This window comes from Actinoplanes sp. NPDC051851, from assembly GCF_040681165.1.
Taxonomy (GTDB): domain Bacteria; phylum Actinomycetota; class Actinomycetes; order Mycobacteriales; family Micromonosporaceae; genus Actinoplanes.
Genome location: NZ_JBFAYF010000075.1, coordinates 15615 through 39030, shown reverse-complemented (window position 1 = coordinate 39030; position 23416 = coordinate 15615). Strand labels below are relative to the sequence as shown.

At 70.0% G+C, this 23416-nt stretch carries 20 protein-coding genes, 1 tRNA gene and 1 pseudogene; 9 read left to right on the top strand and 13 right to left on the bottom strand.

From position 1 onward, the window contains the following. Positions 1 to 763 (bottom strand): helix-turn-helix domain-containing protein (locus AB0M08_RS41400; protein ID WP_364505861.1); only part of this gene is annotated, 763 nt, incomplete at its 3' end. Between the two features lie 213 nt (positions 764 to 976). Between AB0M08_RS41400 and AB0M08_RS41395 the strand changes: the two genes are divergently transcribed. Beyond that, positions 977 to 1588 carry a tyrosine-type recombinase/integrase gene (locus tag AB0M08_RS41395; protein WP_364505859.1) on the top strand — a complete coding sequence of 204 codons (612 nt, stop codon included), beginning with the start codon at positions 977 to 979 and terminating at the stop codon, positions 1586 to 1588. A 226-nt stretch (positions 1589 to 1814) separates the two neighbouring features. Here AB0M08_RS41395 and AB0M08_RS41390 read toward each other — a convergent pair whose 3' ends face one another. From AB0M08_RS41390 to AB0M08_RS41380, 3 genes are all read right to left on the bottom strand, one after another. After that, positions 1815 to 2438 carry a DUF6082 family protein gene (locus AB0M08_RS41390; RefSeq protein ID WP_364505857.1) on the bottom strand — a complete coding sequence of 208 codons (624 nt, stop codon included), beginning with the start codon at positions 2436 to 2438 and terminating at the stop codon, positions 1815 to 1817. A 143-nt stretch (positions 2439 to 2581) separates the two neighbouring features. Next, entirely contained in the window at positions 2582 to 3109 is a 528-nt protein-coding gene (locus AB0M08_RS41385) for a DUF6879 family protein (RefSeq protein WP_364505855.1), read from the bottom strand. Between the two features lie 60 nt (positions 3110 to 3169). Continuing rightward, a complete protein-coding gene (locus AB0M08_RS41380) occupies positions 3170 to 3409 on the bottom strand; it encodes a hypothetical protein (protein WP_364505853.1) in 240 nt (79 codons plus the stop codon). A gap of 34 nt (positions 3410 to 3443) precedes the next feature. Between AB0M08_RS41380 and AB0M08_RS41375 the strand changes: the two genes are divergently transcribed. Together AB0M08_RS41375 and AB0M08_RS41370 are read left to right on the top strand one after the other, a co-directional pair. Next, on the top strand, positions 3444 to 3815 hold the full coding sequence (locus tag AB0M08_RS41375; protein WP_364505851.1) for a hypothetical protein: 372 nt from the start codon (positions 3444 to 3446) through the stop codon (positions 3813 to 3815). A 794-nt stretch (positions 3816 to 4609) separates the two neighbouring features. Further along, positions 4610 to 5039, top strand: a pseudogene (locus AB0M08_RS41370) (tyrosine-type recombinase/integrase); the annotation flags it as partial. Between the two features lie 134 nt (positions 5040 to 5173). On the opposite strand, the gene AB0M08_RS41365 reads toward AB0M08_RS41370, so the two are convergent. Beyond that, positions 5174 to 5250: transfer RNA gene (locus AB0M08_RS41365), tRNA-Thr, on the bottom strand. A gap of 182 nt (positions 5251 to 5432) precedes the next feature. On the opposite strand from AB0M08_RS41365, the gene AB0M08_RS41360 reads away from it, so the two are divergent. After that, positions 5433 to 7148 (top strand): metallophosphoesterase, encoded by a 1716-nt coding sequence (locus tag AB0M08_RS41360; RefSeq protein WP_364505869.1) that lies wholly within the window; start codon positions 5433 to 5435, stop codon positions 7146 to 7148. On the opposite strand, the gene ricT is transcribed toward AB0M08_RS41360, so the two are convergent. Continuing rightward, positions 7136 to 7978, bottom strand: coding sequence for a regulatory iron-sulfur-containing complex subunit RicT (gene ricT, locus AB0M08_RS41355; protein ID WP_364505849.1), 843 nt, complete (start codon positions 7976 to 7978; stop codon positions 7136 to 7138). The genes AB0M08_RS41360 and ricT overlap by 13 nt on opposite strands. Positions 7979 to 8121: 143 nt before the next feature. Here ricT and AB0M08_RS41350 point away from each other — a divergent pair, with 143 nt between their 5' ends. After that, positions 8122 to 9702: a hypothetical protein gene (locus AB0M08_RS41350; RefSeq protein WP_364505847.1), complete on the top strand. Its 1581-nt coding sequence runs from the start codon at positions 8122 to 8124 to the stop codon at positions 9700 to 9702. Positions 9703 to 9806: 104 nt separating this feature from the next. Here the strand turns inward: AB0M08_RS41350 and AB0M08_RS41345 are convergent, their stop codons facing one another. From AB0M08_RS41345 to AB0M08_RS41335, 3 genes are read right to left on the bottom strand one after another with little or no spacing between them, the layout of a single operon-like run. Beyond that, positions 9807 to 10403 carry a hypothetical protein gene (locus AB0M08_RS41345; protein WP_364505845.1) on the bottom strand — a complete coding sequence of 199 codons (597 nt, stop codon included), beginning with the start codon at positions 10401 to 10403 and terminating at the stop codon, positions 9807 to 9809. After that, complete coding sequence (locus AB0M08_RS41340) at positions 10403 to 10825, bottom strand: hypothetical protein (RefSeq protein WP_364505843.1); 423 nt, start codon at positions 10823 to 10825, stop codon at positions 10403 to 10405. Before AB0M08_RS41340 ends, AB0M08_RS41345 begins: the two co-directional genes overlap by 1 nt. 1 nt (position 10826) lies before the next feature. Then, positions 10827 to 11153 (bottom strand): YbaB/EbfC family nucleoid-associated protein, encoded by a 327-nt coding sequence (locus AB0M08_RS41335; RefSeq protein ID WP_364505841.1) that lies wholly within the window; start codon positions 11151 to 11153, stop codon positions 10827 to 10829. Positions 11154 to 11333: 180 nt separating this feature from the next. On the opposite strand from AB0M08_RS41335, the gene AB0M08_RS41330 reads away from it, so the two are divergent. Next, positions 11334 to 12533 (top strand): DNA polymerase III subunit delta', encoded by a 1200-nt coding sequence (locus AB0M08_RS41330; protein ID WP_364505839.1) that lies wholly within the window; start codon positions 11334 to 11336, stop codon positions 12531 to 12533. 101 nt (positions 12534 to 12634) lie between these two features. Here the strand turns inward: AB0M08_RS41330 and AB0M08_RS41325 are convergent, their stop codons facing one another. Continuing rightward, positions 12635 to 13684, bottom strand: a complete 1050-nt coding sequence (locus AB0M08_RS41325) for an endo-1,4-beta-xylanase (protein ID WP_364505838.1) — start codon at positions 13682 to 13684, stop codon at positions 12635 to 12637. A 161-nt stretch (positions 13685 to 13845) separates the two neighbouring features. Between AB0M08_RS41325 and AB0M08_RS41320 the strand changes: the two genes are divergently transcribed. Beyond that, positions 13846 to 15087, top strand: coding sequence for an SGNH/GDSL hydrolase family protein (locus AB0M08_RS41320; RefSeq protein WP_364505837.1), 1242 nt, complete (start codon positions 13846 to 13848; stop codon positions 15085 to 15087). On the opposite strand, the gene tmk is transcribed toward AB0M08_RS41320, so the two are convergent. Beyond that, the gene (gene tmk, locus AB0M08_RS41315; protein ID WP_364505867.1) at positions 15088 to 17175 is read right to left on the bottom strand and encodes a dTMP kinase; all 2088 of its coding nucleotides are present in this window, start codon (positions 17173 to 17175) and stop codon (positions 15088 to 15090) included. A gap of 132 nt (positions 17176 to 17307) precedes the next feature. Between tmk and AB0M08_RS41310 the strand changes: the two genes are divergently transcribed. Next, a complete protein-coding gene (locus tag AB0M08_RS41310) occupies positions 17308 to 18513 on the top strand; it encodes an amino acid deaminase/aldolase (RefSeq protein WP_364505835.1) in 1206 nt (401 codons plus the stop codon). A gap of 4 nt (positions 18514 to 18517) precedes the next feature. Here the strand turns inward: AB0M08_RS41310 and AB0M08_RS41305 are convergent, their stop codons facing one another. After that, positions 18518 to 19147, bottom strand: coding sequence for a TetR family transcriptional regulator (locus tag AB0M08_RS41305; protein WP_364505833.1), 630 nt, complete (start codon positions 19145 to 19147; stop codon positions 18518 to 18520). A 115-nt stretch (positions 19148 to 19262) separates the two neighbouring features. Here AB0M08_RS41305 and AB0M08_RS41300 point away from each other — a divergent pair, with 115 nt between their 5' ends. Next, complete coding sequence (locus tag AB0M08_RS41300) at positions 19263 to 20561, top strand: D-arabinono-1,4-lactone oxidase (RefSeq protein ID WP_364505831.1); 1299 nt, start codon at positions 19263 to 19265, stop codon at positions 20559 to 20561. On the opposite strand, the gene topA is transcribed toward AB0M08_RS41300, so the two are convergent. Then, positions 20562 to 23330 carry a type I DNA topoisomerase gene (gene topA / locus AB0M08_RS41295; protein ID WP_364505829.1) on the bottom strand — a complete coding sequence of 923 codons (2769 nt, stop codon included), beginning with the start codon at positions 23328 to 23330 and terminating at the stop codon, positions 20562 to 20564. Positions 23331 to 23416 lie beyond the last annotated feature (86 nt).

The window sequence follows — 23416 nt, the reverse complement described above, 5'->3', positions numbered from 1 at the left end:
CCCGTCCCAGCGCATCCCGGGTGGCCGCCTGGTCGCCCAACCGTGCCCACGCCCGGCCCTCCTGCGCCGTCGCCTGCACGATCGCCGACCCGCCCGCCGGCGCAACTGCCTGGGCATGCCGGGACAGCTCGACGGCCTTCCGGAATTCCCCGCGGGTGAGCCGGTCCCAAGCCTGCGTCTCCAGGCACCAGGCGGCGATCTCGCGGTGCTCAGCCTGCTCGGCGAGAGCGGATGCCGTCTCCAGGTGCGCTTCGACAGCGAGGCGCTGCTGAAGGTCGACGTGCAGGGTGGCCCGCAGCAGCGACAGCCAGCCGCCGACCACGAGCAGCCGTCGATGCCGGCCTAGGGTCGCGCGGCCGGCCAGGAGCTGATCAACGTACCTGAGATGGCGCCGCACCCGTGACAGTAGATCCACGGGCGGGCTGGTGGCGTACGACATCGCGAGCTTATTGAAGGCCCGCTCGATCCGCTTCAGGGTGTCGTCGCTGACGTCCGATGCCGCTGCCCGCTGGGCGAGTTCCAGCGCCTCCAGCTCACCCTCGACGTCGTCCGGGGCTGGGGTTCGCAGGGTCGCGGTGAGCCGGCCGCAGGCGCGCAGCCCGGTATCGAGGGCTGCGGCAATGTCACGGGTCGGACGTCGCCTGCCCTTCTCCAGATCGGAGATCTGGGAGGAGCTGACGCTGGAAAGGGTGGCGAGCTGCCGATAGGACAGGCCGCTGATTTCACGCAGCCGACGGAGTTCGTCGGCGAATGCCGAGGTCATGTCGGGGTCCCCTGCTAGCCGGTCAGGGGGCGGCCGGTCCGGCTAGAGCCCGGCCGCCAGTGACGACGGTACGTCATCCTGCCCAACGGCAGAGACCGTCGACCCGGGGTAGCCCGCTCGGCCCGAGATCGACGCCGATCATCCACAGACGCTCCCAGCCTGGGCTTGCACTGCGGTATCAACCTGAGTGCATCCGTCCACTGGGGAGACGCCGTGGCCTACTCGCCGCCGCAGCAGCCCTACTACCGCGCCCAGCAGCCGAGACCGTCCTGGACGTCTCCGCCGCCGGCACCGCGCAAGAAGAAGATGACGACCGGGGGCGCTCGTCGCCTTCATCGGTCTTCTGGTCGCGCTTTGTTCCTCGGCCTGGTCCTGATCGGCATCGGCTGCACGGTGAGCTTCCGGCCGGTCGCCGAGTACTCCGGGCCCGTGGTGACGCTCGTAGGAGCACGACCTGGTCTTCTGCACGCCGGACGGGCGCCCGATCGACCCGAAGCTGACTACCTGGAATGGCGTGAGCTGCTGGTGGCGGCCGGAGTCAAGGTGGAACGGCTGCAGCGTCTCGGCGTGCACATCGGCCGACACACGGCGGCGTCGATCCTGATCCTGAAGGGGGTGCCGCTTGATGTGGCTCAAGAACTCCTGGGCCACTCGGACGGCCGGACCACCCGGGGGTATGTCCACGTGGCCAGCGAGATGACCAAGAAGGCTACTAAGCGTATGGGCTCGGCCCTGTTCGTGAACGGCACTACACCTAGAACTACACCTTCTCCGGTTCAGGAAACGCCCCAGGGGCTGGCCAGAACCGGCAAAAACCGGACCTGACCAGCCCCTTAGGGTCTGAGCCGCCTGACGGAATCGAACCGTCGACCTAAGCTTTTCGCCCATCGTGATCTTGGACTTGTCTTCAGCTATCAAAAGTTGGCGCTGACCTGCCCAAACGCCACATCTTGATGATCACTAACTGTCAACACCGGTCAACCGTTGGCACGGGTTTTCGGGGGATAAACGAGGGCGGATTTCCAGCGGCATCGCCATGATCGGACATGGATCATCCGGTCCCGGACAGCCATGTGGCGATCCGTCGGCCGATCGCTCTTCTGATCTTCCCCGGCGAGTGCATCACGGTGGGGTCGGCTGCAGCGAAGGCGCGATCCACCTCGGCGGTGAAGAAGTCTTCTGCCTCGTCGCCGCCGGTCACTACGCCGCGGGCTGCACGTGCCCTTCGCCAGAAGGCGTACATGTCGGCGCTGCCCATGAGGTAGTCGAGAGCGCCTCGGAGTTCCGCGAGTTCGATGGTGTGGGCCTCGTAGGCCACCTTCTGGAGGTTGAGGATGAGGTTGCAGTAGTGGTCCTTCTTCGTCTCGGCCACGCCGGGCGCCATCGGGGGCCAGACCTCGCGGAGCTCAGGGTCGGTGATCGCCATCTTGACCAGGTCGGTGTGCAACTGCCGCAAGGCGATCTCGCCGCTGCGCTGCTGTTCCTCCCTGGTCATGGCCAGTTCTTCCCGCTGGTTCTGAAGATCACGGCCTTGGAGGAAGAGGGTGACCGCGATGCCGATGAAGGCGACGCCGGAGAAGAACACACCGACGGGTTGAAGCGCCTGTCCCACCTGGGACCACCGGCTCAGCGTTCGGTCGTCGAGGTTCAGCAGCAGGATGATCGGCACGATCACGCTGGCCGAGACGAGTGATAGGCCGACTGTCAGGGCTACACCGATGGCGACAGCCCACCGGCGATCATGGCACGACGATAACAGCGGGCAGGTACCGACGGTGTCTGCCCAATCCTCGGTGAGTGACGGGGATACGCGGTGAGCTATGTCCTCGCCAGGTACTGGTGGAGTGGCACGGCCTGCTGGCGAAGGTCCGCGACCGTCTGCTCCAGGCGGGTGATCACCTCGGAATCGCGAGTCAGCCAGCCGCCGGTCTGCTGGCCGACTTCAGCAGTGCCGTAGTCGTGTATCAGCGCGGTGGTCTGGTCGAAGAGCAGGAAGTCGAAGTGGCGTTCGTCGGGAAGGTGTGCGGCGTCATTGCAGCGTACGACTTCGATGTTCTCGCCGAGGTCGACGCGGATGCGGTAGCTCAGCAACTCGTACTTCAGGTACGGGGTGAGTGGCTCCTGGAGCAGCCGTACCCGGGCGTACTCGATGCCGCGAGTGCGGACGTCCTGGTAGAGCGGCCGGTCTGCCTCGGCCTCGGCGCGCAACAAATCTCCCGCCGTATCGAGGTCGCCGCGGTCGTAGGCCGCCTGGGATCGGTTGTCCTCCGCCTCCCAGTACCGCTGCCAGCATTCGAGTTTCAGGAAGCGGGACTTCAGCTGAGACCAGGCGCTCGTGAACGCCACGCCGAACTCGTCAAGGTCGAGTGGGGTGCTAAGCGCAAGCGCCCATGCTGGTGGATGCATCTAGTCTTCCGGGATGTCGTGTTTCGCGGCGACGAAGGTAGTGCGCGGCACGCGGACGACGCGCTCGTTCGGGGCGCACCGTGCACCGAGTGCCGATAGATCACCGACCTGATCGGTGATGTCCACGCCGATCACCGCGTACGCGCCGTCGTCGAGTTCGAGGATGTCTGGCGACCCGCTGACGCCTGTGGTGGTGCCCAGCTCGACGGGGGTTTTGCCGAGGCGGCGGACTGCTCTCATGTGCAGCGCTCCTCACCTGATGTAGTGAGTTGAAGTGCACAAACTGGCATCGTTTCTCCCCTATGTTACGGCCATCGTCGAGGACGAGAGCTGGTCAGACGAGGTTGAAACGGCCTTCTTCACCCTGGTGATCGGCCCCGCGCCAGCCTTGGTGGCCTCGCCACGCTGGGGCGAGTTGGCGATGAGATGTTGCGGTTCGTTCGATGCCTCCGGGGCCATCGGTGCGCGGATTCCCTTCTGTCGGCGCACGGTAGGCGCGCAGCCAGGACTCGATCTCGGTAGTTCGCCAGACCCGCCCCATAGACAGGGACGCCACCGGAATGGGGAAGTCGGGGCGTTCGGCGAGTTGTTGGACGCGCTGGCGGGACAGGCCCATCCGGACAGCAATCTCTCGTGCGCCCATTAACGAGGGATCGGCTGCCGCGCCGGTCATCGCCGTCTCCGGTCGTGTCGCATGTCGGCCCCTCTGGATGGCTTCGTTGCCCGCGAGCTGTCGAGTGACTTGCTCCGGCGCGTTTGTGGTGTCATGCGCGAGTCCCGGTTCGTCCGACCAGCCAAGGAACCGTGCGTAGAGGTCCGGCGGTGGCCCGCCCGAGCCGGCCGTCCAGTCGTCGATCGCCTCGATCAGGCACGAACCGAGATAGACGGTGAGGCCGTGCGGGAACCGCTGGTACTGCTCGGCAAGCTCGACCTTGCCGACCGCGCATGGCCACGGCTGGCCACATGCCCGGCAATCCCAGGCGGGCCGTTCGCCCTGATGATCCGTACGAGGGATCAGGACGAGTGACGCCCTCTCGCGCGCGATACTGCTGCGCCGAGCCCGGCATGACCCTCGTCGACACGGAGGTCACCCTCCGGGACCCGGACGGCGCGTCGGGACGCGTCGACATCGTCGCCCACGACCGGTACGGCAACGTGGTGGTGATCGAGGTCAAGTGCTCCGACCACAGCGCCCGCGAGGCCGCCCACGAGATCTTCAAGTACAGCGAGATCCTGCGGTCACAGCAGCAGATCGACGGGTCCGAGTTCCGGTGCATCCTCGTCTCGACGCACTGGCGCGAACTCCACCGGGCCTTCACCGACTACGCCGCGCGGCATCACGATGTGGCTGGCTACCGGGCCGAGCCGGCCGACGGCCCCTGGTCCATCACCCGGGTCGAGCCGCTCGCGCGGTCCGGTTCCGTCATGCTGACCTCGGAACAGGAATGGACCAAGAGCGATGCCGGTTTCCGAACCGTCGTCGTACCCCGGTTCGCGGTCGCGATGCTGATGGTCCGGAACATTAACGCCCCGGAGAACGCGCTCGATGCGATCTTCGCCTCCCGGCGTGGCACCTGGCTGTCGCCCCAGAACGTTCGCCGCCAGTGGCGCCAGGCTCGCGCCGAGGCCGGTCTCGACTGGGTCAAGCCGCACACCTTCCGCAAGACCGTCGCCACGCTCATCGGCCGGGAAGCCAGCGCCGACAACGCCGCCGCCCAACTCGGGCACGGCAGCAAGGAGATCACCAAGAAGCACTACATCGAGACGCCGGCCGTCGCCCCCCCCCCCCCCCGACAGCTCCGCCATCCTTGAGCAACTCGGCGGCGCCCAGAACCGCGATCCGGGGCAGGCGCGCCGACGGATTGGGTAGTTCCGGCGGCCCCATCCGGGCACCGCGAACCTGATCGCCCCACCGGGTTGGTGAGGGGTTTTCGGGGGACGGTTCGAATCCGAACCGGCAAAAAGAAGGCCCTGGCCAGCGTTTCGGCTGGTCAGGGCCTTTCATGGAGCCGCCTGACGGAATCGAACCGTCGACCTACGCATTACGAGTGCGTCGCTCTAGCCGACTGAGCTAAGGCGGCAACGATAAGCAGTGTACGACATCGACCGGTGGCCTCTCTCACGGGTTACCCGCCGGGGTGTGCCCAGGTGGGCGGGTGGGTACCGGGCGCCGGTGAATCATCGTGACGCGCCGATGTCGTACGGCGGGGCTAGTGTGCCTTTTGTGACGGACGAGGAGTCGGCTGTCGTCGGCAGGCAACGGGTGCCCGAAGCGGAACGGACCGTGCCCAGCAGGCCGGGCAGCACGGATCCGCTGGAGCTCGGGTTCACGCCGAAACGGCCGGTGGGGTGGCTGGCGCCGCTGCTGCTGCTCAGTACCGGTCTGCGGGCACTACTGGCGATCCTGTTCGGGGCGTACCTGGACAAACGGGAGCTGCAGAACGCGCTCGGGGACGAGGTGTTCGACCACTCGTCGACGGCGGACGGGGACATCTGGCTGGACTACGTGGCGGATCTCGGGGACGGGTTCGACGCGACGTATTCGATCGCGTACCTGCTGGCGCAGCCGGAGCTCGAGGTGGGCGGCGAGCGGCTGCCACGCGGGCGCCTGCTGCTGATGGGCGGCGACCAGGTCTACCCGCTGGCCGACGGGGACGGATACGAGAACCGGATGAAGGGGCCGTATCGGGCGGCACTGCCCGAGGCGCCGGCCGGACTGCCACGGCCGACGCTCTTCGCGCTGCCGGGGAACCACGACTGGTACGACGGGCTGACCGCGTTCCTGCGGCTCTTCGCGCGACGCAAGGACGGGTTCATCGGCGGGTGGCGGACCGAGCAGCGGCGGTCGTACTTCGCGGTCAAGCTGCCGCAGAACTGGTGGCTCTTCGCGGTGGACGAGCAGTTCGGCGCGTACATCGACGACCCGCAGCTGGTGTACTTCGAGAAGGCGGCCCGTGCGGTGCAGCCGGACGACCGGGTCATCCTGATGACGCCGTCGCCGACCTGGGTCAAGGCCAAGGACGATCCGGAGGCGTACGACGCGGTCGACTACTTCATCCGGACCATCCTCGCCCCGACCCGGGCCGAGGTGCGCGTGCTGGTCTCCGGCGATCTGCACCACTACGCGCGCTACACCGCCGAGGACCGGGAGCTGATCACCTGCGGCGGTGGTGGGGCGTACCTGCTGGGCACGCATCGCCTGCCGGACACGCTCGAGGTGCCACCGAGGGAGACGCTGACGCGGAGTAAGAGCCGGAGCCGGGAGTACGCCCGTGCGGCGATCTTCCCGGACGCCCCGACCTCGAAGAAGCTGGCCTGGGGTGTCTTCCATCGGGTGCCACGGCGCAACGCCGGGTTCGCCACCATGCTCGGCATCATCCACACGCTGACCATGCTGGCGATGGCGGGCGCGGCCAGTCAGGGCGGCAACATCCAGCGGCTGTTCAGCATCCCGCTGGTCCTGATGCTGGTGCTGATCATGGCGGGTACGGTGCTCTTCGCGAAGCCGCCGGGCGCCTCGTCGGCGAAGCACGCGCGGCACTGGATCCTCGGAGTGACGCACGGCCTGGCCCAGATCGCGCTGGCCGCCGGGGGCACCTGGGTCTGGCTGCAGATGCCGTTCCGCGACTGGCTGTGGCCCGGGCCGCTCGCGGTGGCCGCGGTGCTCTACGGGCCGGTGATCGGCCTGCTCGCCACCCAGCTCTGCGCGCTCTATCTGCTGATCGCGAGCTTCTTCGACGTCAACGTCAACGAGTTGTACGCGGGACAGAGCATCGAGGACGCGAAGAGCTTCCTGCGGATGCACATCGACGTGGACGGCACCCTGACCATCCATCCGCTCGGCGTGGACACGATCTGCCACGAGTGGTCCGCCGATCCGGCGGGCGAGCCGCACGCCCCCTGGCTACGGCCGGGGACGCCACTCGCCGCGCACCGGATCGAGGACCCGATCGTGATCGGCCGGAGTCAGGGGTTGTAGTGCGCGTCGTGGGCCTGGCGTGGCGCGCAGACCGAGGCCCGGCTGCACGAACACCGGGAGCCGTCGGCGTCGAGGCGGACCACGACCGAGTCCTTCGGCACGCTGTGGCCGACCACCCGACCGTCGCCCTCCGCGGTGGTGACGCGGCTGCCGATGGTCGGCGCAGAGGCCTGAAACTGCTGGTAGAGCGGATGTTCGTACTTGAGGCAGCACATCAGGCGGCCACAGGCGCCGGAGATCCGCAGTGGGTTGAGCGGGAGGTCCTGATCCTTCGCCATCCGGATGGTGACCGGCTCGAAGTCGGTGAGGAACGTCGCGCAGCAGAGGTCGCGGCCGCACGAGCCGATGCCGCCCTGGACGCGGGCGGAGTCGCGGGCGGAGAGCTGGCGCAGCTCGACCCGGCAGTGCAGCGTGGCGCCGAGGTCGCGGACCAGCGACCGGAAGTCGACACGGTGCGGCGCGGTGAAGTAGATCGTGGTGCGCGGTCCGTTGCCGGCGCCGCCCTGGTCCAGCACGTGGTCGACGGCGACCACCTTCATCGGTAGCTCGTGTGCCTTGATCAGTTTCTTGGCGGCGACCTTGGCCTCGGCTTTGCGTTTACGCAGCAGCTCGTCACGGCGCATGTCGCGCTCGTCGGCGAGGCCGATCACCTTGGGGAAACCCTCGGTCTCCTCGCTGACCCACTGCGGTGCCCAGACGCACTCCGCCACCTCCGGCCCGTCGTCGGTGGGGACCAGTACACGGTCCCCGACCTTCGGGGTGAATTCACCGGGATCGAGGTAGTAGAGGCGGCCGTACCGGTTGAAGCTGACCGCGCACAGCATGCCCATGCGATCAACCCTACGACCTCGCACAAGCCGTACCAAATGCCGGTTTTGAACTACCCGCGCGGGTTGTCGCATTGATGCCGCGCAACCGGCGTTATCGGCCCTCGTTGGCCAGTCCCGTAGACGCCCGCGTCGAAAGGGACCCCATGCCATCTACCAGGTTCTCCGCCCCCGTGGGGGTGGCGAGTCGCGCTCTCGTGCTCGGCTTCGTGGGGACGCTGTTCCTGCCGGTTCCGGCATTCGCGGCGCGGGCGGGCGAGTGCCGGGGGGATCAGCACTACGCGGCGCAGTCCGGGGCCGAGATGATCCGGGTCGAGAAGCTGGCGCCGCAGCCGGAGTCACGGCCGGAGTCGCAGTCGCGGCAGGAGGTGGAGCCCGGGGACGGGGACGGCGGGCCCGGGGTCTCGTCACCGCCGCCCGCGTCGTCCTCACCCGAAGCCGCGATCGCCTCCCCCACCGCGACCGAACCCACCGAGACCGAACCCACCGCGACAGAGCTCACCGAGACCGGGCCCACCGAGACCGAGCCGGAGGACGGGGGCGGCGAGGAGGGTGACGAGACGGGCGGATTCGCTCCCGCGGCGTATGTGGTCGTCCCCGAGGCGGGCGGCTCCGGGGAACAGGGTGCCTTCGGGGTCGGGGACGCGCACAGCGTGCTGATCGCCGACGGCTCGGTGAAGTCGGCGTCCGCGGCGCAGGTGCTGGACGGGCAGGTCGCCGGCCGGGCCACCGAGCAGGTGCTGCAGAAGGCGCCGCCGTCGCACACCAGGGCGGCCGAGAAAGAAACCTCGGCGAAGCACCTCGGCCCGGTCGACACGGGTGACGGCACGATCTCCGCGCGCGCCGTCTGGAAGGACGGGATGGGCTGCGGGGAGACCACCGGCGAGGCGTCCCGGTCCTCGGCCGAGCTGGAGCGGCTGGGCATCGGCGGCGGGCTGCTGACCGTCCCCGGGAAGATCGCGAGCCGTAGCGGCACCGAGATCGGGCGGCGTGGGGAGGTGCCGCACACGGTCGCCGAGTCGACGGTGACGACCGAGCGGATCGAGGTGGCCGGCGGTGCGATCACCATCCGGGTGCTGCGGGCGCCGGCCCTGCGGGTCACCATGTCCGCCGCCGGCGGCGGCAGCGTCGACTATCGGCCCGCCGCGCTGGAGATCTCCGGCCCGGGTTTTGATCGTACGCGCTTGGACACGGTCGGTGATCACATCGACGTCACTGTCGGTGCACAACAGGGCATCCCGGAATCAGCGGCCGTCCCGGTGTTGCCATCGGCGCCACTGCCGATCCCGAAGATCGGCGAGCTCCCGTCACTGCGGCGGCAGGAGAGCGCCCCGGCGCCCGGCGCGTCCGGCGGCACGGTGGTTCGGATCTCGCTCGGGGACGTCCGGCAGGCCAGCAAGGGCAACGCCCTCGCCGCCCGGGCCAACGCGATCAAGGTCGCCGTGGCGCGGGCCCCGGAGAGGGGCGGGCGGGGCAGGCCGGGCTACAGATCGTCCACGGTCGTCGCCGAGCTGGGCATCGGCACCCTGGAGGCGGCGGCGGTGGCACCGAACGGCGTTCCGGTGACCGACATGTCGACCAAGTCGGGCGGATCCTCGAGGACCCTGCCGATCACCGGGCCGTCGGCGCTCTCGACGGTGTTCCTGGGGTCCGGGCTGCTGGTGGGCGGGGCGTGCGCGCTGCTGCTCGGTTCCCGGCGGCGGCGACCGGGAGCACCTCAGTCCTGAGTGGACCCGGTTGTGCACCATCCGCAACCCGAGACATCAGGCCGGGTGCCGATCCTCCGGGGTCGGCACCCGGCGACGTATTCATGACCCATGGTGGGGAGGAGTCAGCGGGCGGGAAGGGTGGCTCGGTCCAGGAGGTCGTCGGCACGGTCGTAGGTGTCGGCGATCGTGCCGAGCAGGGTGGCGGCCACCTCGGCGGCGGCGCGGGACTCGTCGGCGGAGGGGAAGGCCACGCCGGCGATCAGGGTGACGGCCTCGGCGGAGGTCAGGATGCCGGTCAGGGTCGCGGCGAGGTCGGTGCGGGCCCGGGTCATCCAGCCGGTGAGGGCGTCGGCCAGGTCGGCGGTCGCGGTCAGCCGGTGGCGGAGGCTCGCGGGGCCGGCGGCGAGCCGCTCGGCGGTACGACGACGGGCCTCGTCGTAGGCCGTGGCCGCCTCGCCCACCCACTCGGCCGGGGGCGGCAGGGTGTCCGCGGTGTCGGCGCAGACTCGGGCCTGGCCGCGCAGTTCGGGTGCCGCCTCGGCGATCGCGGCCGGGCGCAGTGCGGCGACCGCGCGGGCCGCGTCCCCCGGGAGCAGGCCGACCCGGCGCAGTTCGGCCCAGACCCGGTGCTCCTCGGGCGCACCGGTCGTGCCGAGCACCGAGTCGACCCTGTTCAGCAGGGGTGCCGCGACGTCGAGCAGCGCGTCCAGTCGATCCATCAGGGCTCCCGCCGGAAACGGCGCCGGACGCCGTCGTCGACCTCGGCGTAGTCGCGCGCGGTCGCCCGGACCGACTCGGCCAGTTCACCGAGCCCGGCGGCGAGGTCGGCGGCCTCCTCGGCACAGGCGTCCAGGGCCGAGGTCCAGCGATCGTGCAGACGGCGGCCGGCACGACCGGCACGACCGGCTTCCTGCGCCCCGAACGCGGCCGCGGCGACGAATCCGGAAGAGGCCACGAATCCGGAATGCGCCGCCGAGACGACAGACACCGCCGAACCGGAAGACGGCACAGAGCTGGACGACGGCACGGAGCCGGATGGCGGCGCGGGGACGGGGGAAACGAGCGACAGGGCGGAGATCCGGTGGTCCATCGTGGTCAGTGTGTCCGCCGCCTGGGCCAGCCGGTCGGCGATGCGGTCCATGTCAGCGGTCCTCCAGCGAGCGGAACGAGCCGAACACCTCGGCCTGCAGCTTCTCCCGCGCCCAGCGGGCCGCCTCGGTCGCGCTGGTGACGACGGCGCGGATCTCGCGGGCGAACTCGGTGGGCTCCCGATGCCGCAGAACGCCGTGTATCCGTACGTCCACGATGTCGCCCGCGGCCGTGACCACCACCTCGATCGACCGGTCCGGCGAGTACACCGAGACGGTGTGCGCCGCGATCGCCCGGTCAAGCTCGGCGCGCAGGATCTCGACGTGGCGATATCGGTCGATCGCCTCGTCGATCCACGCCTCGTCGATCTCGCGGGCCACCCGGCCTCCTCACCCGACCCATCGAAACCCGACCCATCGAACGGTACCGGTTTCCGGCGATCCCGGACGTCCTCTGTGGATAACTACGAACCGTCACCACGAGAAACGGCAATTTATACACAGAGTTATTGTACGATAACCCGTCCGAGGAGTGCCGGGGCGAGGCAATACCATCGTCGGGTGAGTCAGCATGACGTCTTCTCGGAGCTGGTCGGTCAGGACGAGCCGGTCGAGACCCTGCGCCGGGCCGCGCAGGCCGCCGCCCGCGTGGTCGCCGGTGAGCAGGTCGCCGCCGGGGCGATGACCCACGCCTGGATCTTCACCGGGCCGCCCGGTTCGGGGCGCTCCGAAGCCGCCCGCGCGTTCGCGGCCGCGCTGGAGTGCGAGCGTGGTGGCACCGGGTGCGGCGAGTGTCACGGCTGCCACACCGTGCTCGGCGGCACCCACGCCGACGTGCGGTTCGTGGTGCCGGAGGGGCTCTCGATCAGCGTCAAGGACATGCGGGCCCTGGTGCTGCGCGCGGCCACCGCGCCGTCCGGCGGGCGCTGGCAGGTCGTGGTGATCGAGGACGCCGACCGGCTCACCGAGGCGGCCGGCAACGCGCTGCTCAAGGCGATCGAGGAGCCCCCGCCGCGTACGGTCTTCCTGCTCTGCACCCCCTCGACCCACCCGGAGGACATCTCGGTGACGATCCGCTCCCGGTGCCGCCTGGTGCCGCTGCGGCAGGCACCGGCGGGCGCGGTGGCGGCGGCGCTGACCGGCCGGTTCGGCGTTCCGGCGGAGACCGCGGCGTGGGCCGCCTCGGCGACGCAGGGCGACATCGCCCGCGCCCGGCTGCTGGCCGGTGATCCGGACGCCCGGGCCCGGCGGGAGGCCGTGATGGCGGTGCCGAAACGGCTGACCGGGGTGGGCGCCTGCTTCGACGTGGCCGCCTCGCTGGTCGACGCGGCCAAGGCCGAGGCGGCGGCCGCGTTCGTCGAGTCGGACGGCGCCGAGCGCGCGGCGCTGGAGCAGGCCCTGGGCGCGGGCGGCACCGGCAAGGGCGCGGCGGGCGCCATGCGGGGCGCCGCCGGCCAGATCAAGGAGCTGGAGAAACGACAGAAGTCGCGGGCCACCCGGGCGCAGCGGGACGCGCTGGACCGGGCGCTGGTCGACCTCGCCGGGTTCTACCGGGACGTGCTGGTCACCGCGATGCGGGCGCCGGTGGCGGTGGTGCACGGCGACGCGGCCGTCCAGTCCGAGGCGGCGGCCCGCAAATGGACCCCGGAGAGCGCTTTGCGGCGACTGGAGTCGGTGCTCGCCTGCCGTGACGCGATCGAGAAGAACGTCAAACCGGAGATCGCCGTGGAGGCGATGATGCTGAGCCTCTGGAAGGGCTGAGCCTCTGGAGGTGCTGAGCCTCTGGAAGGGCTGAGCGCCGAAGAGACATCAGGAGCCCGGAAGGGGCTGCGCCGACGGACGGTGCCGGCGCAGCCCGCTCCTCAGCGCCGCGCGATCAGCAGCGTGTCGCGCAGCGCGTAGTAGGCCGGCTTGGGCTGCAGGTTCTCGTCCGTCGGGGTGGCCGACCCCTGCCCGTCGAAGAAGCCGGGTACCCAGGAGTATCTGTCGGTGAAGCCCCAGACCGTGTACGAGACGCAGTGCTTCGCCAGCAGGCACGCACGCAGCAGCGTACTGAAACCCTCGGCCTGTGCCCGGACTTTCGCGACATCCGGCGGCAATACCATCCGCACGTCCACCTCGGTGAACGCGGTCTGCACGCCGAGCGCGTCGAAGCGGCGGACGTTCTCCACCACGGTGTCCGGGAAACCGTACTGGACGCCGAGGTGGCCCTGCATGCCGTAGCCGTCGACCGGGACGCCCGCCGACCGCAGCTGCTTGATCAGGGCGTAGTACGCGTCGCTCTTCGCGTTCACGCCCTCGTTGTTGTAGTCGTTCAGGAAGAGTGCGGCCTTCGGGTCGGCCTGGTGCGCCCAGCGGAACGCGTCGGCGATGTACCCGGGGCCGAGGGCGCGCAGCCAGAGGGTGTCCCGGAGCGTCCCGTCGTCGTTGAAGACCTCGTTCGCCACGTCCCAGGCCCAGATCCGGCCCTTGAAGTGGCCCACCTCGGCGAGGATGTGCTGCCGGAGCAGTTCGCGGAGCTCGGCCGGGGTGAACGCGTCCTCGGTGAGCCAGGACGGGTTCTGGCTGTGCCAGACCAGGGTGTGCCCCCGGACGGCCTGGCCGTTGGCGCGGGCGAAGTCGACCAGCCGGTCGGCGGCCGCCCAGTCGAAGACACCCTGCTGGGGCTCGACGAGCTGCCACTTCATCACGTTCTCCGGGGTGACCGTGTCGAACTCGCGGGCCACGGCCTCCCGGTACGGAACGTCGGCGGCCAGCGCGTCGGTGTCGACCGCGGTACCGATCCGGATGCCGGTGCCCCGGGCCGCGCCGCGCAGGGTGTCGTCGTCGGGCGGTGGCGTACCGGCCGCCGGGCCGGCGGCGAGGGTGACGGCGGCCAGCGCGAACGCCAGCCCGGTGAGAGCTGTTCTCATGGCGCCCTCCGAAAGTTCCGATAGCGTGGCGAAACGCTAACCACATCGAGGGACGCTCGTCAATGACTTGAGTGCCGGAATTGGCACCTTGACTGGCATTGATTAACGGAATTACGTTACCAGTGCTCTGCCGACAGGTTTCCGAAAGTTTCGGAGTCACCATGGTCTCAAGACGCGATATCCTCACGGCCTCCGCCGGCGCGGCGGCGAGTGCTGCCCTCCCCGGAACGACGAACGACGAGCACGGCGCGGGGCGGGCCGCCACCTGGGTCGCCACCTGGGCCGCCGTGCCGACGACCATCCCACCGACCGAGCCGCTGGTGCTGGCGAACCAGACCGTGCGGCACGTCGTGCACACCAGCCTCGGCGGCGACCGGCTGCGGATCCGGCTCACCAACGAGTTCGGCGACACCCCGCTGCGGATCGGCGAGGCGCACGTGGCGATCCGCGGCACGTCCACCGACCGGCGGGTCACGTTCGGCGGCCGGGAAGCGGTCACCGTGCCGGCCGGGGCACCCGTGGTCAGCGACCCGGTGGAGCTCCGGATCGGCGGCGGGACGGACCTGGAGATCAGCGTCTACCTGCCGGAACGCACCCCGGTCAGCACGCTCGCGGCGTTCGCGTTCCAGGACAACGTGATCGCGAGCGGCAACGTCACCGCGGACCGGGAGATCACCCCGACCGCCGTGATCCAGCAGTACCTGTTCCTCTCCGGGGTCAGCGTGTCCGCGAGCGGCGGTGCCATCGTCGCGCTCGGGGACTCGATCACCAACGGGGCGAACACCGTCGCGAACGCGAACCACCGCTGGCCGGACCTGCTGGCCGAACGCCTCCGCTACCGGAACGGCGTCGCCAACCTCGGCGTCTCCGGGAACCGCCTCCTGCACGACCCCAACCCGCCGGACGGCAACCCCGCGGTGGCCTATGCGAACTATTTCGGGCACAGCGCGCTGCGCCGGTTCGACCGAGACGTCCTCGCCCAGCCCGGTGCGGCGTTCCTGATCGTGCTGCTCGGGGTGAACGACCTCGGACATCCGGGCACCTCGGCACCGCTCGACGAGGTGGTCACCGCGGATGACCTGATCTGGGGACATCGCCAGCTCGTGACGCGGGCACACGTCGCCGGGCTCCGGGCGTACGGCGGAACGATCTTGCCCTTCAAAGGCGACACGCTGAACTTCTGGAGCGAAGAGAACGAGCGGAAGCGCGGCGCGCTGAACGACTGGATCCGGCGCTCGGGGGAATACGACGGGGTGATCGATTTCGACCGGGCGGTCCGCGACCCGGCCGACCCGCTCCGGCTGGCGGCCGCCTACGACAGCGGCGACCACCTGCACCCGAACGACACCGGTATGGCAGCGATGGCCGTCGCCATACCGCTGGAGCTGTTCAAGCGCCGGTAGCTACTCCGACGGCTGGAGGGCGACGGGCGCGGTCAGCAGCGCGGCGAGGCGCTCGGTCACCGCGGCGGCGATCTCGTCGGCCGGACGGGCCGCGTCGAGCACCAGATAGCGCTTGGGATCGGCGGCGGCCAGGTCGAGGAACGCGTACCGGACCCGCTCGTGGAACGCCTGCGACTCGCTCTCCAGCCGGTCGGTGCCCTCGCCGCGGGCGCTGACCCGGGTCAGGCCCACGCCCGGCTCGACGTCGAGCAGCACCACGAGGTCGGGCTTCAAGCCACCGGTCGCCCAGCCGGAGAGCCAGGAGATCTCCTGGACCGGGAGCGTACGGCCGGCGCCCTGGTAGGCCAGCGACGAGTCGATGTACCGGTCGCTGATCACCACGGCGCCGCGGGTCAGGGCCGGACGGACCACGGTCGCCACGTGGTGGGCCCGGTCGGCGGCGTACAGGAGCGCCTCGGCACGCGGGGAGGGCGCGTCGTCCTTGTCCTTGTCGAGCACCAGGCCGCGGATCCGGCTGCCCAGGTCGGTGGCGCCCGGCTCGCGGGTGACCACGACGTCCCGGCCCTCCGCGTTCAGCGCCTCGGCCAGCCGGTTCACCTGGGTCGACTTGCCGGCGCCCTCGCCGCCCTCGAAGACCACGAAGAGCCCGGCACTGACGAACTGCTCCGGCGGGGCCAGCGGGCGGCCGCGGATCGAGCCGATCAGGTCGGGCAGCAGCGGCACGCCCGGCTTGTCGTCCATCTGGCGGAACGAGCCGATACCGACCCAGATCCCGATCGCGCCGGCCACCAGCAGCAGCACCCGGGTGAACGAGACGTCGACGCTGAACGCGCCCAGGTCGACCCGGCGCGAGCTGCCCAGGCCGACCAGGAAGCCGGAGAGGGTGATCGCCAGGAGCAGGACCATCCGGACGCCGATCTGCACCACGGCGAAGACCCGGCCGCGGACCGAGTCCTGCACCTCGCCGTAGAGCAGCGTGGTGCCGGCCAGGAACGCCATGCCCGCGCCCGCGCCGACCAGCAGCGCGCCGACCAGGGCCATCGAGAGGTGGAACGAGAGTCCGAGGAACATCACCGAGCCGCTGGCGAGCACGATGCTCATGCCGAACCAGCGGCGCCGGGAGAACTCCTTGATGATCATCGGGCCGAGGCCGATACCGGCCGCCAGGCCCATGAAGATGGTGCCGAAGAGCAGGTAGAACGCGGCCTCACCGGCGCCCAGCGAGGTGGCGAAGGTCTTCGCCGCGCCGATCACCACGCCGCCGGCCGCGAACGCGCCGAAGATGCCCACCACCAGGCCCCGGACCAGCGGGGTGGTGCCGATGTACTTCCAGCCCTCCAGGAACTGGTGCAGCATGCTCTGTTCGGCGGCGTGCTCGCGGTCCTGGCTCTTACCGCCGATCTCCCGGATGCCGAAGAAGACCACGATCGCGGTGGCCAGGCGGGAGATCGCGTTCATGTAGAGCGCCAGCTGGACCGGCTGCGCCCAGTCCGGCAGCGAGACGCCGGACTGCTGCAGGCCCGCGGTGAGCGCGGAGAGCGTCAGCGCGGCCAGGATCGGCGTGATCCCGTACGTGGTGACCAGAGTGAGCTGGTTGGAGACCTCGATCCGGGACTTCGGGATGAGGTTGGGGACCGCGGCCTCCTTGGCCGGGATCCAGATCAGCGTGATCGCCTCGCCGAGGAAGGTGGCGGCGGTCGCCCACGTGACGGTGAGCGCGGGCGAGGCGCCCATCAGCGGCACGATCGGGATCGAGCCGTAGATCACGAAGCGGAGCAGGTCGACCGTGACCATGGTGTAGCGGCGGTCGAACCGGTCCGCGAAGACGCCCGCGATCGGGCCGAGCACGAGGGCGGGCAGCAGCCGGACGGCGATCGTGCCGCCGAACGCGGCGCCCTGCGCGGCCGTGTTGGTGAACTGCGCGGACGCGAAGATGCCGGTGGCCAGCAGGCCGATCCAGTCGCCGAACGAGGCCGCGGCGAGGACCAGCCAGAGCCGGCGGAAGCCCCGCAGCCGCAGGACGGACCGCAGCGCCGCCGCTCCCGTTAGGTCGACGGGAGCGGACTCCTGGCGCGATTCCGTTTCGATGGCCCCTGCCCTCCCCGTGGTCTTTGCTCGGAGCACTGTATCCGGCCGCCCTGGTCACCGTGGGTACGCACCTTCGAGTGGAGCAGAGATGAATGTCTTTCGCATTGACGCGGTACGGGATAACGTGCGCGTGTGCTCACTGACCGCATCGCCCTGCGCCAGCGACTCGAGAAGGCCACCGACCACCTGGAGACCCCGGTCGCCGTGGTCGACCTCGCCGCTTTCGACGACAACGCGACCCGGTTGACCGAGCGGGCCGCCGGCAAGCCGATCCGGGTGGCCAGCAAGTCGGTCCGCTGCCGCGCGCTGCTGGAACGCGTCCTGAGCCGTCCCGGGTGGCGGGGCGTGATGGCGTACACGCTGCCCGAGGCGATCTGGCTGGTGCGGACCGGGACGACCGACGACGTGCTGGTGGCGTACCCGACGGCGAACCGGGCCGCGCTGCGTGAGCTGGCCGCCGACCCGGAGCTGGTGTCGGCGATCTCGCTGATGTGCGACCACCCGTCCCAACTCGATCTGGTCGATCAGGTGTCCGATCCGGCCGATCGGCCCGAGATCCGGCTCTGCATGGACCTGGACGCCTCCTGGAAGCCGACCGCCGCGGTGCACATCGGCGCCCGGCGCTCCCCGGTCCACTCGGCCGCCCAGGCCGGGGCGCTGGCGCGCACGATCGCCGAGCGCCCGGGGTTCCGGCTGGTCGGGGTGATGTCCTACGAGTCGCACATCGCCGGCGTCGGTGACGATCCGCCCGGCCGTGCGCTGTGGGGACAGGTCATCCGCGTGATGCAGAGCCGCGCCTTCCCGGAGCTTCTCCGGCGGCGTGCGGCGGCCGTCCGGGCCGTTTCCGAGCATGCCGATCTCGAGTACGTCAACGGGGGCGGAACCGGAAGCGTCGCGGCGACCAGCGCGGACCCCTCGGTGACCGAGGTCGCCGTCGGGTCCGGGCTCTTCGGGCCGACACTCTTCGACACGTACCGGAACTGGAAGCCGACCCCCGCCGCGTTCTTCGCGCTGTCGGTGGTCCGCCGCCCGGCCCCGCGGATCGCGACCGTGCTGGGCGGTGGCTGGATCGCCTCGGGTCCGGCCGAGAACTCCCGGCTGCCGGTGCCGTACCTGCCCGAGGGGCTGACCTACAAGGCCGACGAGGGGGCCGGCGAGGTGCAGACGCCCCTGATCGGCGCGGCCGCCGAGCAGCTGCGCCCGGGTGACCGGGTCTGGTTCCGGCACGCCAAGGCCGGCGAGCTGTGCGAGCACGTCAACGAGCTACAGCTGGTCGACGGCGCGACAGCCACGCCGACCCCGACGTATCGAGGAGAGGGACGTGCCTTCCTGGGGTGACGCCTCAGGCCGACACGTGCCGGTGGAGGTACTCACGGATCAGGGCCTTCGCCTCGGTGAGCACCGCCTCGTCCCCGCTCGGGTCACGGCGGAACGCCAGCTTGATCAGCGCGTCCGCCGCCTCGACCGAGATCTGCAGCGCGAACCGCAGGCGGGCCCGGTCGATCAGCTGGAACTGTTCGACCAGGAGCTCGGCCAGCCGTTCGGCGATGACCGCGTTGTTGTCCCGGTCCGAGTCGAGCAGGTGGAGGTCGACCACGTCACCGAAGTGCAGGGTGCGGAAACCCGGCACGCTGCGGTGCATGTGGATGTAACCGTCTATGGCCGCGTCCACCGCGTCCCACCAGTGCGCGAACGTCTCACTCGCGAACCGGTCGGAGAGACTCTGCAGGTAGGCGTCCATGTTTCGCAACGCCAGCGCCTGAACAATGGCACGTTTGTCCGGGAAGAACTGGTATACCGAACCGATGGCCACCTCGGCCCGCTCGGCGAGCAGGGTCGTGGTCAGGCCCTCATAACCGACCTCGTCCACCAGCTCGGCACAGGCGTCGAGCATGCGTTGTACCCGGGCAACGCTTCTGCCCTGCACCGGAACCCGCCGCAGCGGTCCGGTACTGACGGTTGGTGTCGACACGCGTCGCCACTCCCTCTCAGCAAGGATAAATCGAACGTTACTCGGATCAACGAGCGAGGCGCATCGACGGGACGCCAGGTGCTGGTGTCCGCTCGGACGGAGGACAAAACCCTAAATGACTACGCCCGTTAACGCCCGCCGCTGGACGAACTGGGGACTGACCCACGAGTCGGTGGCGGAGGTGCTCATCCCGGGGAGCATCGATGAAGTCGCCGCCATGGTGGCGGGGTCGGCCGAGGCCGGTCGCCGGGTCAAGCTCGTCGGCAGCGGGCACTCCTTCACCGGGATCGCGGTCGCCGACGACCAGCGGATGCTGCTCCACCGATTGAACCAGCTGATCTCGGTGGACGGGCCGCTGGTCACCGTGCAGGCCGGGATGGAGCTCTCCACTCTCAACATGCTGCTCGCCCAGCACGGGCTGGCCATGCCGAACCTCGGGGACATCGACGTGCAGACGGTGGCCGGGGCGATCTCCACCGCCACCCACGGCACCGGGATCAAGCAGGCGACCATCGCCTCCTGCGTGGAGGCGGTCACCCTGGTCACCGCGAGCGGCCAGGTCGAACGGTACGACACCGGCTCGCCGGAGTTCGAGGCCGTCCGGGTCGGGCTCGGCGCGCTCGGCGTCATCGTCGACGTGACGCTGCGCTGTGTACCCGCGTTCACCCTGCTGGCGGTCGAGCGGCCGACGCCCCTGCCGGAGATCCTGGCCGGGGTGCAGGAGTGGATCGACGGCAACGACCACGTCGAGTTCTTCTGGTACCCGTACACCGAGATGGCCCAGCTGAAGATCAACAATCGGGTGCCGGAGGACGACCGGCCGCTCTCCCGGTTCCGCGGCTGGCTGGACGACGAGTTCCTGGCCAACACCGTCTTCCGGCTGGTCAACCAGATCGGGCAGCGGTTCCCCGGCACGGTGCCCACCTTCAACGCGATCGCGGCCCGTGCGCTGAGCGCCCGGACCTACACCGCCCGCTCCGACCGGGTCTTCTGCGGCTCCCGCCAGGTCAGGTTCACCGAGATGGAGTACGAGGTCCCGCGCGAGGCGCTCCCCGAGGTGCTCGACGCGCTGCCCCGGCTGATCGACACGCTGCCCTTCAAGGTCCAGTTCCCGGTCGAGGTCCGCTTCACCGGCCCGGACGAGACCTGGCTCTCCCACGGGTACGGCCGGGAGTCCGCCTACATCGCGGTGCATCAGTTCCTGGGCACCGGGTACGAGCCGTACTTCCGAGGCATGGAGGCGATCTGCGAGCCGCTGGGCGGGCGGCCGCACTGGGGCAAGATGCACTTCCGGACGGCGGACGACCTGCGGCCGGCGTACCCGAGATTCGACGACTTCCTGGCGGTCCGCGACCGCCTCGACCCGGCCCGGGTCTTCACCAACGAATACCTGGACCGGGTTCTGGGGAAGTGACTACTCCGCGATGGCCGCGGCCTTCTTGGCCGCGGCCGTCGTCTTCTTGGCGGGCGCGGCCTTCTTGACCGGCGCCGCCTTCTTCGCCGCCGTGGTCTTCTTCGCCGCGGCCTTCTTGGCGACCTTCTTCACCGGTCCCTTGGCCCGCTTGTCGGCGATCATCTGGATCGCCTCCTCCAGGGTCAGCTCCTCGGGCGTCTGACCGCGGCGCAGCGTCGCGTTCGTCTCGCCGTCGGTGACGTACGGACCGAACCGGCCGTCCTTGACCACCAGGGGCTTCTCCGACACCGGGTCGACGCCGCCCATGTCGCGCAGCGGCGGCTTGGGCGCCCCGCGCTGGCCCCGGACCTTCGGCTGGGCCAGGATCGCCAGCGCCTCCTCCAGGGTGACGGTGAAGAGCCGGTCCTCGTTCTCCAGCGAGCGGGAATCCTTGAGCCGGGAGATGTACGGCCCGTACCGCCCGTTGCGCGCGACGATCTCGTTGCCCTCGGCGTCCTTGCCGACCACCCGGGGCAGCGTCAGCAGTCGCAGCGCCTCCTCCAGGGTCAGCGTCTGCGGTGACTGGCCGGCGAACAGGGACGAGCTGCGCTCGCCGCTCTGCACGTACGCCCCGTAGCGGCCGGACTTGACCACCACCGCCGCGCCGGTCGCCGGGTCGTCGCCGAGCGCGCGGTCCCCGTTGCCGGCCAGGAAGAGCTCGGCCACCTTCTCCGGGGTCAGCTCGTCGGGGGCCAGGCCCTCCGGGATCGAGGCGCGGTCCTCGGCCGGCTCCTCCGCGCCCTCGGCGACCGGCTGCGTCGACTTGCGCTGCAGGTACGGCCCGAACTTGCCGACCCGGACGACGACCTGCCGGTTCTCCTCGTCGAGGAAGAGCGGGATCGAGTTGACCACGCGCGCGTCGATCGCGCTGAGGTTCTCGGTCACCATCTTCTTCAGGCCGCCGGCCTTGGCGATCTCCTCGTCCGCGCCGCTGGCCTGGCTGCCGAAGTAGAAGGAGGTGAGGAAGTCGAGCTGGGTGCCCTCGCCGGCCGCGATGTCGTCGAGCTGGCCCTCCATCGCGGCGGTGAAGTTGTAGTCCACCAGCCGGGGGTAGTGCCCCTCCAGCAGGCCGATCACCGCGAACGCCAGGAACGACGGGATCATCGCCTGGCCGCGCTTCTCGACGTAACCACGATCCTGGATGGTCTGCATGATCGAGGAGTAGGTGGAGGGGCGGCCGATGCCGAGCTCCTCCAGCGCCTTGACCAGCGAGGCCTCCGTGTACCGGGCCGGCGGGGTGGTGTGGTGCCCGGCCGCGTTCAGCTCGTCGGCGGTGAGCGGCTGGTCCTTCACCAGGTTCGGCAGGCGGCGCTCGGCGTCCTCGGCCTCGGCGTTCTCGTCGTCCGAGGACTCGACGTAGGCGCGCAGGAAGCCGGGGTCGGTGATCGTCTTGCCGGAGGCGGCGAAGTCGGCCTCCTCGCTCGCCGTGGAGACCGCGCGGATCCGGACGCTGATCGAGTTACCGATCGCGTCGGTCATCTGCGACGCGATGGTCCGGCGCCAGATCAGCTCGTAGAGCCGGAACTCGTCGGTGGAGAGCTCCTTGGCGACCTCGCCCGGGGTGCGGAAGTTGTCCCCGGCGGGGCGGATCGCCTCGTGCGCCTCCTGCGCGTTCTTCGCCTTGGTGGTGTAGCGGCGCGGCTGCGGCGGCACACTGTTCGCGCCGTACAGCTCGGCGATCTGGCGGCGGGCGGCGGCGATCGCGGTCTCAGAGAGGTTCACCGAGTCGGTACGCATGTAGGTGATGTAGCCCTTCTCGTACAGGCTCTGCGCGGTGCGCATCGTCTGTTGCGAGGAGGTACGCAGCTTGCGGGCCGCTTCCTGCTGCAGCGTCGAGGTGATGAAGGGCGCGTACGGCCGGCGGCGGTACGGCTTCTCCTCGACCCGGGTGACCTGGAACGGGCGGCCCTCCAGACGGGCGGCCAGCCCGCGGGCGCCGTCGCCGTCCAGCTGCACCACGCTCGACCCGGGCTTGAGCTGCCCGGTGGTCGGCTCGAAGTCCTTGCCGGTGGCGATCCGGTCGCCGTCCAGCGCGATCAGCGTCGCCGAGAAGGAGCGGGAGCCCTCGACCCGGCCCTGCACCGAGAGGTGCGCCAGGATGTCCCAGTACTCGGCCGTCCGGAACGCCATCCGCTGCCGTTCGCGCTCCACGACGATGCGGGTGGCGACGGACTGCACCCGGCCCGCGGAGAGCTTGGGCATCACCTTCTTCCACAGGACCGGGCTGACCTCGTAGCCGTACAGCCGGTCCAGGATGCGGCGTGCCTCCTGGGCGTCCACCAGGGAACGGTCGATGTCGCGCGGGTTCGCCACCGCGGCCTGGATGGCCGGCTTGGTGATCTCGTGGAAGACCATCCGCTTGACCGGGACCTTGGGCTTGATCGTCTCGACCAGGTGCCAGGCGATCGCCTCGCCCTCACGGTCCTCATCGGTGGCGAGGAAGATCTCGTCGACCTCCTTGGCCAGCTTCTGCAGCTTGGCTACCTGCTGCTTGCGGCTGTCGGAGACCACGTAGAGCGCGTGGAAGCCGTTGTCGACGTCGACACCGAGGCGTGCCCACGGCTCGCCCTTGTACTTGGCCGGGACCTCGTCGGCGTTCCGCGGCAGATCGCGGATATGGCCGACGGAGGCCTCGACCAGATAGTCGGGGCCCAGGTAACCGGCGATCGTCTTGGCCTTCGACGGAGACTCGACGATGACCAGACGGGTCGTCCTGGCGTCACTCGGCACGGCACTCCCAGTTGTTTCGTTGCGATCCTCGGCGCTTCTTGTCATCTGGCCCGATCGGGCACAGACGTTCAACGTAACGCGCCGGA